The organism is Paraburkholderia sp. BCC1876 (assembly GCF_902833695.1).
In the GTDB taxonomy this organism is placed as follows: Bacteria; Pseudomonadota; Gammaproteobacteria; order Burkholderiales; family Burkholderiaceae; genus Paraburkholderia.
Genome location: NZ_CADFGI010000002.1, coordinates 1,110,719 through 1,124,404 on the forward strand (window position 1 = coordinate 1,110,719; position 13,686 = coordinate 1,124,404).

Annotated in this window: 12 protein-coding genes; 5 read left to right on the forward strand and 7 right to left on the reverse strand. The window is 64.4% G+C overall.

All coding sequences use genetic code 11. The features are described 5' to 3' along the window. Positions 1-98 precede the first annotated feature (98 nt). Positions 99-1,025, forward strand: coding sequence for a LysR family transcriptional regulator (locus tag HWY05_RS11390; protein WP_035548888.1), 927 nt, complete (start codon positions 99-101; stop codon positions 1,023-1,025). An 81-nt stretch (positions 1,026-1,106) separates the two neighbouring features. On the opposite strand, the gene HWY05_RS11395 is transcribed toward HWY05_RS11390, so the two are convergent. Then, entirely contained in the window at positions 1,107-2,138 is a 1,032-nt protein-coding gene (locus tag HWY05_RS11395; protein ID WP_231584811.1) for a sensor domain-containing diguanylate cyclase, read from the reverse strand. A gap of 265 nt (positions 2,139-2,403) precedes the next feature. Here HWY05_RS11395 and HWY05_RS11400 point away from each other — a divergent pair, with 265 nt between their 5' ends. Together HWY05_RS11400 and HWY05_RS11405 are read left to right on the forward strand one after the other, a co-directional pair. Continuing rightward, positions 2,404-3,600 (forward strand): amidohydrolase family protein, encoded by a 1,197-nt coding sequence (locus HWY05_RS11400; RefSeq protein WP_176058381.1) that lies wholly within the window; start codon positions 2,404-2,406, stop codon positions 3,598-3,600. 23 nt (positions 3,601-3,623) lie between these two features. Further along, complete coding sequence (locus HWY05_RS11405) at positions 3,624-4,577, forward strand: LysR family transcriptional regulator (RefSeq protein ID WP_035545653.1); 954 nt, start codon at positions 3,624-3,626, stop codon at positions 4,575-4,577. 43 nt (positions 4,578-4,620) lie between these two features. Here HWY05_RS11405 and phnX read toward each other — a convergent pair whose 3' ends face one another. Beyond that, complete coding sequence (phnX, locus tag HWY05_RS11410) at positions 4,621-5,424, reverse strand: phosphonoacetaldehyde hydrolase (RefSeq protein ID WP_176058382.1); 804 nt, start codon at positions 5,422-5,424, stop codon at positions 4,621-4,623. Between the two features lie 95 nt (positions 5,425-5,519). Beyond that, positions 5,520-6,746 (reverse strand): 2-aminoethylphosphonate--pyruvate transaminase, encoded by a 1,227-nt coding sequence (locus HWY05_RS11415; protein WP_176058383.1) that lies wholly within the window; start codon positions 6,744-6,746, stop codon positions 5,520-5,522. Positions 6,747-6,865: 119 nt separating this feature from the next. On the opposite strand from HWY05_RS11415, the gene HWY05_RS11420 reads away from it, so the two are divergent. Beyond that, positions 6,866-7,747: a LysR substrate-binding domain-containing protein gene (locus HWY05_RS11420; protein WP_035545657.1), complete on the forward strand. Its 882-nt coding sequence runs from the start codon at positions 6,866-6,868 to the stop codon at positions 7,745-7,747. A 78-nt stretch (positions 7,748-7,825) separates the two neighbouring features. On the opposite strand, the gene HWY05_RS11425 is transcribed toward HWY05_RS11420, so the two are convergent. The 4 genes from HWY05_RS11425 to HWY05_RS11440 all read right to left on the reverse strand — a co-directional run bounded on the left by HWY05_RS11425 (position 7,826) and on the right by HWY05_RS11440 (position 12,475). Beyond that, entirely contained in the window at positions 7,826-8,578 is a 753-nt protein-coding gene (locus HWY05_RS11425; RefSeq protein WP_035545660.1) for a glucose 1-dehydrogenase, read from the reverse strand. 243 nt (positions 8,579-8,821) lie between these two features. Further along, complete coding sequence (locus tag HWY05_RS11430) at positions 8,822-9,844, reverse strand: histone deacetylase family protein (RefSeq protein ID WP_176058384.1); 1,023 nt, start codon at positions 9,842-9,844, stop codon at positions 8,822-8,824. A gap of 53 nt (positions 9,845-9,897) precedes the next feature. Beyond that, the gene (locus tag HWY05_RS11435) at positions 9,898-11,145 is read right to left on the reverse strand and encodes a Zn-dependent hydrolase (RefSeq protein ID WP_176058385.1); all 1,248 of its coding nucleotides are present in this window, start codon (positions 11,143-11,145) and stop codon (positions 9,898-9,900) included. A 19-nt stretch (positions 11,146-11,164) separates the two neighbouring features. After that, entirely contained in the window at positions 11,165-12,475 is a 1,311-nt protein-coding gene (locus HWY05_RS11440) for an MFS transporter (RefSeq protein WP_176058386.1), read from the reverse strand. 158 nt (positions 12,476-12,633) lie between these two features. On the opposite strand from HWY05_RS11440, the gene HWY05_RS11445 reads away from it, so the two are divergent. Then, positions 12,634-13,593 carry a LysR family transcriptional regulator gene (locus HWY05_RS11445; RefSeq protein ID WP_035548897.1) on the forward strand — a complete coding sequence of 320 codons (960 nt, stop codon included), beginning with the start codon at positions 12,634-12,636 and terminating at the stop codon, positions 13,591-13,593. Positions 13,594-13,686: the final 93 nt, after the last annotated feature.

The following is a 13,686-nucleotide window of genomic DNA, read 5'->3' on the forward strand; positions in this document are numbered from 1 at the left end:
GACCCTTGACGTCAGCTTATTTGATGCGCCCATGGAGATAAATAGCTATGCTGTGGTTTCTTTATCCACTGTTGTGGATAATCAATCGGAACTGGACCATGGATCATTTGCAGGCAATCCGCATCTTCGCGCGCGTGGTGGAAACCGGCGGCTTCAGCCGCGCGGCGCAGTCGCTGCAAATGCCCAACGCCACGGTCAGCAAGTGGGTCAAATCGCTCGAAGATCACCTCGGCGTCAAACTCCTGGAACGCAGCACGCGCAGCGTCAACGTCACGACCGAGGGCGCCGCGTATTACGAGCGCACCCGGCATCTGCTCAGCGAACTCGACGATATCGAGGCGACGCTCGGCCGTGACCGCGCGAGTCCACGCGGCGCGTTGCGGGTGGATAGCGGCGGCTCGACCGCGAGCGGCATTCTGATTCCGGCACTGCCCGAGTTTTGCGCGCGTTATCCGGACATTCAGATGCAGTTGAGCGTGACGGACCGCACGGCGGATCTGATCGCCGAGAACATCGACTGCGCGATCCGCAGCACGGCGAATGACCCGGCGCTGGTCACGCAGGCCATCGGCACGCTGCGCTGGACCACCTGCGCGAGTCCGGCGTATCTGGCCGAACATGGCACACCGTTGCATCCGCAACAGATCGTCGACGACCGTCATGCGGTGGTCAGCTATTTCTCCGCGAGCACGGGGCTCACCCAGCCGCTGCAATTCACAGGCGATGCCGATGCCGATGGCAACGGCGAGCCCATCGTGCTCGAAGGCGTGCGCAGTCCGGTGATGGTGAGCGAAAGCAATGCGCACCTGGCCACCGCGCTAGCGGGCCTGGGCATTGTTCATACGTTGGATTTCATGGTGCGGCCCGCTATCGCGCGAGGCGAGCTGGTGCCGATTCTGGCGGACTACCGGCGTCCGCCGCTGGAGGTGTATCTCGCGTATCCGCCGAGCCGCCGTTACAGCACGAAGCTGCGGGTGTTCGCCGACTGGGTCAAACAGGTTTACGCGAACGTGCGGGAGCGTTGAGCGCGGCGGCGGAGAAGCGCTGCGTTAAGTGCGGATCGGGTTGCTCGCGCCGCACGCGTCGCGTTACGTTCGCGTTACGTCTTACGCCATCGTCACCAGATTGCGCCCCGCATGCTTCGACCGATACAGCGCCCGGTCGGCGCTCGCAAATCCATCCCGATGTGCAGTTCGCGAGCCTTCGTTGATCCGCGTCATCGCACCGCCCACGCTCACCGTCACCACGCCCAACGGCGACGCGCGATGTTCGATCGCCAGATCGACCACGCCCTGCCGCAACGTTTCCAGCGTGCCCTGTAGCGCCGCCGGTTCCGCGTGCAGCACCAGCAGACCAAATTCCTCGCCGCCCATGCGCCCGGCGATGATGCCTTCGCCATCGGCCGCGGCCTGCATCACCGACGCCACCTTGCGCAGGCAATGATCGCCCGCCTGGTGACCATACGTGTCGTTGTATTGCTTGAACCAGTCCACGTCGACCACCACCGAACCCATCACGTCGCCGTCGCGGGCTTCTTTCCAGCGGCGCGCAATGCTCTCCAGCAGGAAGCGGCGGTTATACAACTGCGTCAGCGGATCGATCGCGGTGGCCGTGCGCATCTTCAGATCGTTTTCGATCATCGCGCGCAGGTGGTAGAACACGCCGCGCTGACCTTCGTTGAGGCGGCCGGGCGACGGGTCCATCGCGCACAACGCGCCGACGATCTCGCCGTTCGGCGCGCGCAACGCGATCGCCGCGTAAAAGCGCACGAACGGATGACGCTGCACCAGCATGCACTCGCCGAAGCGGGCGTCGTCGTGCGCATCTTCGATCACGAACAGGTCCGCGTCGCGCACCGCGTAGTCCGCGAGCGAGCGCGCGCGCGTGACGAGCGGCATCGCCATGCCGACTTCGGCGCGGTAATGCTGGTGTTCCTCGTCGAGCAGCGTGATCGCGGTAATCGCCGCGCCGGTTACGCTCTTCAGGATTTCCGCGGCGTGCGTGAAGCACTCGCGCATCACCTGATCGTCATGCAACAGCCACTCGATCACCGACGATTCCACCTCGGGTTCGCCCGCGATGGACGGGTCGACCGCCATCCGGCTGGACAAACGGTCGTTACTGTAAGCGAGTTGCACGGCTGGGTTCCCGAATTTGATTTGCATGTGTGTCAACGGCATCGACACGCGAAACTTGAGCGCCTGTAACGGTTTGCAACGGGTTTTCGCGGGTCGGCGGCGAAACCGCCAGGCGGATGGGCCCGCTGCATCAGGAAGTACAATTCACCCGCCGGACGTGCGCCGCCCGCGCCTGCTCAACAAACAGGCAGCGCACTCTTTCAGCAGACCATTGCTTATCGCCGACGCGCGCCCGGATCACGCGCATCGCAGCCGACCCGCTCTCATGACCACCACCACCCACGCTTTGCTCATCACCAACGTCCGTCTGCCGGACGGCGCCCGCGTCGACGTATCGATCGCCGACGGCCGCATCGCGGCGCTCGGCCCGAACCTGCCGCGCGAGCCCGGCGTGACGCGGGAGGACGGCGCGGGCGCGTTGCTGCTGCCCGGTTTCGTCGAAGGTCATACGCATCTGGACAAAACGCATTGGGGCTTGCCGTGGTATCGCAACGAGGTCGGCCCGAAGCTGACCGACCGGATCGAGAACGAACGGGGGTTTCGCGCGCAAGGCGATCACGATGCGGGCGTGCAGTCGCTCGCGCTCGCCCGTGCGTTCGTGCAGGCAGGCACGACGCGTTTGCGCACGCACGTGGATATCGACACCGACGCGGGGCTGCGTCATCTGGAAGGCGTGCTCGCCACATGTGACGCGTTGCGCGACGTGCTGGAGATGCAGATCGTCGCGTTTCCGCAGTCGGGCGTGCTCGGGCGTCCCGGCACCGGCGCGTTGCTCGGGCAGGCGCTGGACGCCGGTGCGGACGTGCTGGGTGCGCTCGATCCCGCGCTGATCGACGGCGATCCGGTGGCGTCGCTCGACCTGACGTTCGAGCTCGCGCAACGCCACCAGAAGCCGATCGACATTCACCTGCACGAGCCCGGCGAAGTGGGCGCGTTCACGCTCGGGCTGCTGCTCGATCGCGTCGCGGCGCTCGGCATGCAAGGCCGCGTGGTGGTCAGCCATGCGTTCTGTCTCGGCGCGCTGCCCGAACGTGAACGCGACGCATTGCTCGCGCGCCTCGCCGATCTGCGCGTCGCGCTCTTGACCACGGCCCCCGCTTCGACGCCGGTGCCGCCGCTGAAAGCCTGCCTTGAAAAAGGCGTCACGCTGTTCGGCGGCAACGACGGCATACGCGATACGTGGACGCCTTATGGCTCGCCGGACATGCTCGAACGCGCGATGCTGATCGCAATGCGCTACGGCCTGCGTCGTGACGACGAACTGGCCATCGCGTTCGATTGCGTCAGCACGACAGCCGCGCGCGCTTGCGGCTTCGCCGACTACGGCCTGTCTGCCGGCGCCCGCGCCGATCTGGTGCTGGTCGACGCGGACACGCTCGCGCAGGCGATCGTCGCGCGGCCCGCTCGCAAACTGGTGGTGGCGAACGGGCGGATCGTCGCCCGCCACCCCACACACGCTTAAACGACACCGCTTTTCGCACTGACATGATCAATCTCTTTCAGGCCATGCAGGCCTTCGTCAAGGTCGCCGAAGCGGGCAGCTTCGCGCAGGCCGCCGAGCAACTCAACGTCTCGACCTCCGTGGTGACGCGCCACGTGTCGAGCCTCGAAAAACATCTCGGTATCCGGCTGTTCCAGCGCACCACGCGCAAGGTCGTGCTGACCGAAGCCGGTGCGGATTACGCGGACGGTTGCCGCGTGGTGATGTCGGAACTGGAAGAGGTCGAATCGCGCGCGACCACCACGTCGAAAGAAGTGGCGGGTGATCTGCGGATCGTGGCGCTCGGCAGCTTCTCGCTGTTCCGTCTCACGCCGCTGTTCGCGGAATATCAGGCAAAGTTTCCGCAGGTGAATCTGCGCGTCACGCTCACCGAGAAACGGGTCGACCTGCTTGAAGGAGGATTCGACGTGGGGATCGTCACCGAACATATGATCCGTTCGGAGTCGCTGGTGGTGCGGCGGCTGATCAACTCGCACGCGGTGCCGGTGGCGGCGGCCGCGTATCTGGCGCAGGCCGGCCAGCCGAAAACGCCGGCCGATCTGGCGCGGCATCGCGTGATTGCCGCCGCGCTCGACACCAGTCCGCAGACGTGGGTGTTCAGCCATAGCGGTGACAACGGCAGGCACGGTAACAACGGCACTGCGAACGGCACCGCGAACGGCACGGCGGGCAACGAAGAAAGCATCGCGCTCGACGCCTCGTTCACGGTCAACAGCATGATCATGCAGAAGCAGGCCACGCTAGGCGCGATGGGCATCGCGCTGTTGCCGCTCGAAATGGTCGCCGACGAATTGCGCAGCGGCACGCTCGTGCGCGTTCTCGACGACTATGCGGTCACCAACGGCGACGTGGCCGTGTCGCTCGTGTACCCCAGCCGCGAGTTCGTGCCGCGCAAGATTCGCGAGTTTATCGATCTGGCGGTGGGGTTTTTCAACTGAGCGCCTGACTCACAAAGCCAGACGAGGACCGATCAAGGACCGCTTACGGCCGCTCGCCACGCTCCAGGCGCGCTTCGATGTCATACACCACCGGCATCAGATCCGCGACGCTGTCGATCACATAATGCGCGCCGGCCGCCTGCAATTTCTGAATCGCCGCCTTGCGCCGCCAGGCGAACTCGGCCGGCGCCAGGGCCTTGACGTCGTCTTCGGCCATGCCGAACGCGTTGCCGCTCACCGCGACGCCGACCGCCCACGTGCCGCCGTTGATGCCTTCTTCAATGCCGACCTCGGTGTCGTCCACCTTGATCGCCTCTTTGGCGCGCCACACGCCGAGCGCCGGCAAGGTCTTGTAGATCATGTACGGTGACGGCCGGCCTTCCGGCGTATCGCCGGTGCAGACGATGCTATCCGGCGAAAAACCCTGCTCGGCCGCGCCCGGCACGATCTCGGCCATGATCTCGCGGGTGTAGCCGGTGGTCGTGCCGATGCGGATATCGTCGCCGCGCAGCGCGCTCGCCACGGCCGCGACGCCCGGAATCACCGAACTGTAGCTCGCCGCCACCGCGATGTTCTTCGGCACGAAGACGTCGTAGACCGCGTCGATATCCGCTTCGCCCGGCGCGTGGCCGTACTTGTCCGCCCACGCCTGCGCGACGCGCGGCAACGCCATCAGCGCCGCGATATGCGGGCGCTTGGCCATGCCCATCGGACCGCGCGCTTCGTCGACCGAGATCGACACGCCGAACTGTTCGAAGGTCTCGACGAAGGCGCCCATCGGCGCGAGAGAACCATAGTCGACCACCGTGCCGGCCCAGTCGAAAATCACTGCTTTGACGTGTTTCATTTCACTTCGATCCTTTGATATTGCCCAGCCGCGCGCAGCGTGCCGCGCGGTTGATGACCCGCTATCCTTGCGTGTTCCGCCGACGTCCGGCGCATTCAGTCCGCGTCCGCCAACGCCTTGCGTTCTTCGAGCGCGGCAGCCGGCGGCTCGGCGCCCGGCACGCCCATCTCTCGCAGCGAACTGGCGCAAGCCCGCACCACAGCGCGCATGACGTGCTCATCCACCTGACCGATACAGCCGATGCGAAAGCTGTCCGCCACCGTCAATTTGCCCGGATAGATGATGAAACCCTGCTGCTTCATCGATTCGTAAAAGCGCTCGAAGCGGAACGACGGATGCGCCGGCGCAAAAAACGTCACGATGATCGGCGAGCGCCAGCGCGCGTTCAGCAGCGGCTCGAAACCGAGCTTGCCCATGCCGGCGACCAGCACGTCGCGATTGTTCGCGTAACGCGCGAGACGTCCGGCCTGGCCGCCTTCGAGCTTATGCAGACGCAGCGCTTCGATAAACGCGGCCACGGTGTGCGTGGGCGGCGTAAAACGCCACTGCCCGGTGCGGTTCATCACGTCCCACTGATCGTAGACGTCGAGCGCGAGCGAATGGCTGCGGCCCTTCGCGTCCTGCAACGCGCTTTTACGAGCGATCACGAAACCGAACCCCGGCACGCCTTCGATACATTTATTCGCCGACGAAACGAACGCCTCGCACGGAATCTGTCGCACGTCGAGCGGCACCGCGCCGAACGCGCTCATCGAATCGATCAGCAGTTTGCGGCCCTGCTTCGCGGTGGCGGCGGCGATCTCTTCGATCGGATTGAGAATCCCCGAGCTGGTCTCGCAATGCACCGCGACCACGTGCGTGATGCTCGGATCCGCGGCCAGCAGACGTTCGACTTCGGCGCCGCGCGGCGGCAGGTAGTCGCCCTTGTCGAGCACCGTGGCGGTGCGGCCAAGATAGCCGAGCGTGGTGGCGATGCGCTTGCCGTACGCGCCGTTGGCGAGCACCAGCGCATGGCCGTCGCGCGGAATCAGGCTGCCGAGCATCGCCTCGACGCAGTAGCTGCCGCTGCCTTGCAGCGGCACGCATTCGTAGTCGCCGGCCGTATCGCCCGCGATCTCCAGCAGGCTGGCGCGCAGTTGCGCGGTCATGGCGCGGAAATCGCCATCCCACGAGCCCCAGTCGCGCAGCATCGCCTCTTTGGTCGAGAGCGCCGTGGTGAGCGGGCCCGGCGTCAACAGATATGGCTCGCCTTTGGCCGGCGCCGCACACATGAAGGTCTCTGCCGGGGACGCTGCGATGGGACGGTCGATCACGCTGTGCATGGCCGGAATCTCCGATAACGCTGTTTCGATGACTGACACAGTAGCGAAACTTAGTCCATCGGTAAAATCGATATAATCGATGCAGGTATCGCAAAAACTTATCACTCAGCGAGGCACAGGTGCAATACGCGCAATTGCGGGCGTTTCATGCGGTCGCGGAACACGGCGGCTTTTCCAAAGCGGCGCAGGCGCTGTCGCTCACGCAACCGGCGGTGTCGGACCACGTGCGACGGCTGGAGCAGGATTACGGCGTCAAACTGTTCGAGCGCGGGCCGCGCGGTGTCGAAACCACGGAGCTCGGTCTGCGTCTGTTCGCGGTCACGCGGCATATGCTGAGTGGCGAGCGCGACGCGCGGCAACTGCTTGAATCGGCGGGCGGGCTGGAGTCAGGTTCGCTGTCGATCGTGGCCGACGCACCCGATCTGGCGGTCGCGCTGATCGGCGCGTTTCGCAAGCTGCATCCGGGAATCGTCGTGACGCTGTCGATCGCCAACGCGGCGGACTGCATGCAGCGCGTGCTGTCGAGCGCGGTGGACGCCGCCATTACCGCCGCGCCGCAAGTGCACAGCCGGCTGGAGGCGCGGGTGTTGCGGCGCGATCCGCTGGTGGCGATGGTGCCGGCGAATTATCCAGCGGCGAAGAAACGCAAGCTGAGCTACGCGGAACTGGTCCGGCAGCCGATGATTTTTCGCGAGCCGCAATCCGTCACGCAGCAGTTGCTCGAAACCGAGCTAGTGCGCGAGTCCTTGCAGGTCGAACCGGTGATGTATGTGGACGGCCGCGAAGCGCTTGAAGAAGCGGTCGCGCAAGGGCTGGGCGTAGGGGTGATCGCGCGCGCGGAATTCAAGGAGTCGCGGCGGATCCGCATGGTCCCGCTGCAGGATTGCCAGGTGCGGATGATCGAATCGCTGACGCGACTCGCCGAGCGGCCTGGATCGAACCTGCTCGATGCGTTGTTCGCGGTGGAGTTGCCGGAACCGGCGCCGCATGTGGCGGGATAGCGCGATAGCGCTATCGCGGCATAAAACAGCGGCGGCGCCAAGACGTTTAAAAACCTCACGTCTCAGCGCCGCAACCACTTAACGCGAGCCGCCGCTCGCAATCAGGCTTTCACCCGTCACCCAGCGTGCGTCGTCCGACACGAGGAACGTCACCACGTCGGCGATATCGTCCGGCTGGCCGATGCGGCCAAGCGGCGTCGTGCTGAGCGCCCACGCTTCGAAATCGGAGTCAGCGCCGGTAATGCCCGCGCTATGCGTGCCTTCGGTCGCGACCATGCCTGGATTCACCGAGTTCACGCGGATCTTGCGCGGACCGAGTTCGCGTGCGAGCGCGCCGGTAATGCCGTCCACCGCGCCCTTGGTTGCGGTATAAACCGCGCTGCCTGCCGGCGTGATACGGCTCACCACCGAACTGACGTTGACGATGCTACCGCCTTCGCCGATATGCTTGACGGCCGCCTGCGTGACCAGCAGCACACCCAGCACGTTGACGTTGAAGTGCTTATGGAAATGCTCTTCGGTGATTGCTTCGATCGGTGCGAACGCGTACACGCCCGAGTTGTTGACCAGAATGTCCAGACGGCCATACGTTTCGACCGCCGCGTCGACGATACCTTGCGCGTCGGCCGCTTTGGACACGTCGCCGCCCACCGCCACGGCCTTACCGCCCGCCGCAGTAATCGCGGCGACGACGTCGTCGGCACCCGCCTTGCTCGACGCATAGTTGACCACCACCGACGCACCTTGCGCAGCCAGCGCCTTCGCGATGGCCGCGCCGATACCTTTCGATGCGCCGGTTACCACTGCCACCTTACCTGTGAGCTTGCTCATGATCGTTTCCTTTAATGGGGTTTCGCGCCGGCCAGTTGCCGCGAAGAGTCGCGGTACTGACCCCGATGAAGCCGATGAAGCCGGACATGCAATGGCGCTGTCACTGGAAACAATGTAGGCGGATATGCGTTGCGGATAAAGCGGTTGCAAACGAACAGATACGTCGCTTGAGCAGAACAATCGGAAACGGATGGCGCAAGCGTTACGCGTTGCGCCCGGAAAAATGTTATCGATCCGATTACATTAACGCCTCGAAGCAAAGCCGCCGAAGAACGAACGCGCATTCGCATCCAGCGTTTCGATGTGATAGCCGCCTTCCTGCACGATCAGCGTGGGTAGTTTCAATCCGCCGAGCTTGCTGCCTAATTCGCCGAAACCTTCGGTCGTCACGGCCACCATCGCTTGCGGGTCGTCCTTGTAGATGTCGAAGCCGAGCGCAACCACCAGCACATCTGGTTGAAAACGCGCGAGCGCGCCCAGCGCGGTATCGAGTTGCTCGAAGAACACCGCTTCCGGCGAACCGTGCGGCATCGGCAGATTGATGTTGTAGCCCTCGCCTTGCGCCGTACCGCGTTCGTCTTCGAAACCCGCGACCACCGGATAAAAATTGGTCGGGTCGCCGTGAATCGACACATACAGCACGTCGTCGCGGTCGTAGAAAATCTCCTGAATTCCCTGCCCGTGATGCATGTCGGTATCGAGAATCGCCACGCGTCCATACCGCTGGCGCAGCGCCTGCGCGGCGACGGCCGCGTTGTTCAGATAGCAGAAACCGCCGGCCGCTTCGGCGCGCGCATGATGCCCCGGCGGACGGCACAGCGCATACGCTTCGCCCGCGCCGTCGAGCAGCGCCTGCGCACCCGCCAGCGCGCTTTGTGCGGACCAGTAGGCCGATTCGTAGGTGTGCTCGCCGACCGGGCAACTGCCGTCGGCCAGATAGCGCGCGGCTTGCGCGAGCACGCCGCGCAGCGGATTGTTCTCGCGGATATACACGTTCGACATCACTTCGTCGCCCCACTGCGCGGGCATCTTCTTCCACTCGCGGTGCGCTTCTTCGAGAAAGCGCAGATAGTTCACGCCATGCACGGCGGCAAGCGGCGCGCTGCCGAAATCGGCCGGCTCGCGCACGTCGAAGCCGAGTTTCTTTGCCGCCTCGACGAGCCGCAACGCGCGCTCGGGGACTTCCTGCGGCGTGCGCATCTGGCCGCGCGACAGATAGCTGCGCGGATGATGCTTCAACTGCGCCGGATGAAAAAACGTCTGCATCGTGAGATTCCTTGGTTCAGGCTGGTTCAGGCGGGTTCAGGCATTCAGATGTGTCACGCGACCACCGGCGCAACCACTTTCGCGCGCGCCAGCACCGCATTGAGCAACACGTTCGCGCCGGCGGTCACATCGGCGGGCAACGCGTCTTCGGCTTCGTTGTGCGAGAGGCCATCCACGCATGGAATGAAGACCATTGCGGTCGGCACATGGCGCGCCAGATGAATCGCATCATGCCCCGCACCGCTGACGATACGCTCATAGGTGTAGCCGAGTTGCCGCGTGGCGTCCTCGACCAGCGCCACGCAGGCTGGATCGAACGGCGTGGCGGGACTCGTCCAGTAGGTCGAGATCGACGCCTGCACACCGCGCGGCGCGGCGACGCGTTCGAAGGCGGCGCGCACGTCGCGCTCCATCGCGTCGATCTTCGTGTCGTCGGGATGACGCAGGTCGACGGTGAACGCTGCCTTGCCCGCAATCGTATTGCGCGACGAATTCGGCACGTCGATCTGGCCGATCGTAACGAGTCCGTGCGGCGCGTAACGCCCGGCGACGGCTTCGAGTTCGAGCGCCATCGCCGAGGCCGCGAAGAACGCGTCCTTGCGGTAAGGCATCGGCGTGGTGCCTGCATGCGCCGCTACGCCGCTTACGTCGATATCGAGCCAGCGGATAGATTGCCCGCCCGTCACGACGCCGATCGGATGACCGTGGCTTTCGAGAATCGGCCCCTGTTCGATATGGGCTTCGAAATAGGCTTCGACGTCATGCGTCGTCAATTTTTCGGCATCACTCGTGCAGCCGCACACTTCTAGCGCTTCGGCGAGCGTCACGCCTTGCGCGTCCTGCGTGCGCAACGCATCGGCCAACGGCGTCGCGCCGACGAACACCGCCGAGCCCAGCATCGCGGGCGTGAAACGCGCGCCTTCTTCGTTGGTCCACGACACGACCTCGATCGGATGATGCGTGTGGATTCCCTGTTCATTCAGCGAACGCACGACTTCGAGACCGGCCAGCACGCCATACACGCCGTCGAAACGGCCGCCCTCGGGTTGCGTATCCAGATGGCTGCCGATCAGGATCGGCTTCGCATCCGCATCCGTGCCTTCACGGCGCGCGAACAGGTTGCCGACCGCATCGGATCGCATCGTCATACCGGCCGCTTCGCACCATTCGGCGAACAGCGCGCGGCCGCGCCGATCTTCCTCCGTCAGCGCCAGCCGGCGCACGCCGCCACGCGCGGTCGCGCCCACTTGCGCCATTGCCATCAAACTCGCCCACAGGCGTTGTCCATCGACTTTCAACATCACGATTGTCCTCTTCGATTCAACGTGCCGGCAGCGCTTCGGGCGCATCGGCGCGGCGGTGCTTGAGCGCATCGAGCGCGACGATGCACGACAGCGAAATGCCCGCGAGACACGTATAAAACACCGCCAGCGGCCACCATTGCCCCACGAACTTGTGCGCGAGCCAGGTGCCCGCGAGCGGCGTCAAACCCCCGGCAATCGCGCCGCACACCTGGTACGACAATGAGATCGCGGAATAACGCACGCGCACCGGAAACACACCGCTGACAAAGCCCGCGATCACCGAATAAAAGCTCGCCATGCACACCACCGCCAGCGCGATACCGATGATCATCGAACCGCGACTACCGCTCTGCACGAGCGTAAACATCGGATACGGCGACAGCATCGCGGCGAACGCGGCGAGTTTCAGAAAACGCGCACTGCCGAGTTTTTCAGCGAGCAAAGCGGCGAGCGGCTGCGCCAGAAACTGGATGATCGCCACCGCGAACAGGCAGTCGAGAATCAGCGACTTCGACACGCCGACGTTCTGCGTGGTGTACGAAATCATGAACGTGTTGGTGAAATACACACCGGCAATCCCGATCGTATTCGCGCCGATGCACAACGCGACGAGCGCGCCGGACGAGCGGAACACCTCGGCGATCGGCAACTCGACGGTGCGCTTCGCCGCTTTCTCGCGCGCGAATTCCGGCGACTCGTTCACGCCCATCCGGATGAAAATGCCGACCGCGAGCAGCACCGCGCTCGCCAGAAACGGCAGGCGCCAACCGTAAGCCAGGAAATCGTCATGCGGCATGGCGGTCACGGCGCGAAACGCGATCAGCGACAGAATCAGGCCAGCCGGACTGCCCAGTTGCGCGAACGACGCGAAGAACGTGCGCCGCCCTTGCGGCGCGTGCTCGCCCGCCATCAGCACGGCGCCGCCCCATTCGCCGCCGACCGCGATGCCCTGCACCACCCGCAGCAACACCAGCAGCACGGGCGCCAGCATGCCGACCTTCGTGTAGGCCGGCAGCAGGCCGACGCATACGGTTGCCACGCCCATCATCATCAGCGTGGTCATCAGCGCCTTCTTGCGGCCGATCCGGTCGCCCAGGTGGCCGAAAATCACGCCGCCCAGCGGCCGCGCGAAGAAGCCGACCGCGAAGGTCGCGAACGACGCCATCGTGCTGACGAACGGATCGTGCGACGGGAAATACAACTCGCCGAACACCAGCGCGGCGGCCGTGGCGTAGATATAAAAGTCGTACCACTCGATCATGGTGCCGATGAAAGCGGCGCTGGCCGCTCGCACAGGCTGGCGGGTCGGGGCGGTCGAAGTGTTCATGGCGGCTCCTCAGTTGTTATTCCGGATGGATATCTGTCGAGGGCTTTTATCGCCATCCATAAAACATTAGTCAAATTTCGGTTTATTATCTTGACTATAAATCTGGCTAATACCTCAGCCCTACTTTGCCGACCCACCGAGGCGAACCGATGACCCAACTGCGCGCGGACGTCACGCGTTTTCTGAACGACCGGCTCGACTGGAACCTGCTGCGCACCTTTCTCGTGATCATGCAGGAGCGCAGCGTGAGTCGCGCGGCGGCGCGTTTGCATCTCACGCAACCCGCGGTCAGCCAGGCGCTCAAGCGGCTCGAAGACACGCTCGGGCGCACGCTGATCCAGCGCCGTGGTCCGCACTTCGAACCCACGCGCGCCGGTGAAGAGGTGTATCGCATCGCGAGCGATATCTACGGCCACATGTCGCGGCTCGAAACCGAACTCGACGATCGCAGCGACGACATCACCGGTTCGATCCGGCTGCTGAGCGTGAGCCGGATCGACTCGGGCGTCTACGACGAATTCCTCGCGGAATTCCACAAGACGTATCCGCGGGTGGATTTGCAGATCGAGGTGATGCGTTCGTCGGACATCATCTCGTCGCTGTTGCAGAAGACCGCGACCGCCGGGCTCGGACTGTGCCGCACGCCGGTCGACAAGCTCGAACAGCGCTGTTTTCTGCGGCAACGGTATGCGCTTTTCTGCGGCCGGCATCATCGGCTGTTCGGGCGGCATGCGCTGTCGGTCGATCAGTTACTGGCGGAAAATTTCGTGTCGTTCACCAGCGATCAGATCGGCGACAGCCTGTCGCCGCTCACCGTGTTTCGCGATCAGCGCGGTTTTACGGGGCGCATCGTGGCCGCGTCGCCGAGTCTCGACGAAGTGCGGCGGCTGATCTTCGCGGGTTATGGCATCGGCTGTTTGCCGGAGCACATCGTGCGCGACGATCTCGCGCAACAGCGGCTGTGGCGTCTGCCGCCCGATGAAGGTCTGGTCGATGTCGATATCGATCTGCTGTGGCTGCGCGCGCGCAAGATGAATGCGGCCGAGCAGGCGTTTCTCGACGGCATGGAGCGCACGATGCAGCGCTATGCGCTGCCGGAGCGGCTCGCGCCGCGTTGAGCTTTACGGCTTGCCGCGCAGAAACGCGATCTGCGCGGCCACACTGGCCAGCACCGCCAGCGCGCCTAACGTATCCAGAATAGTGGCCCACAC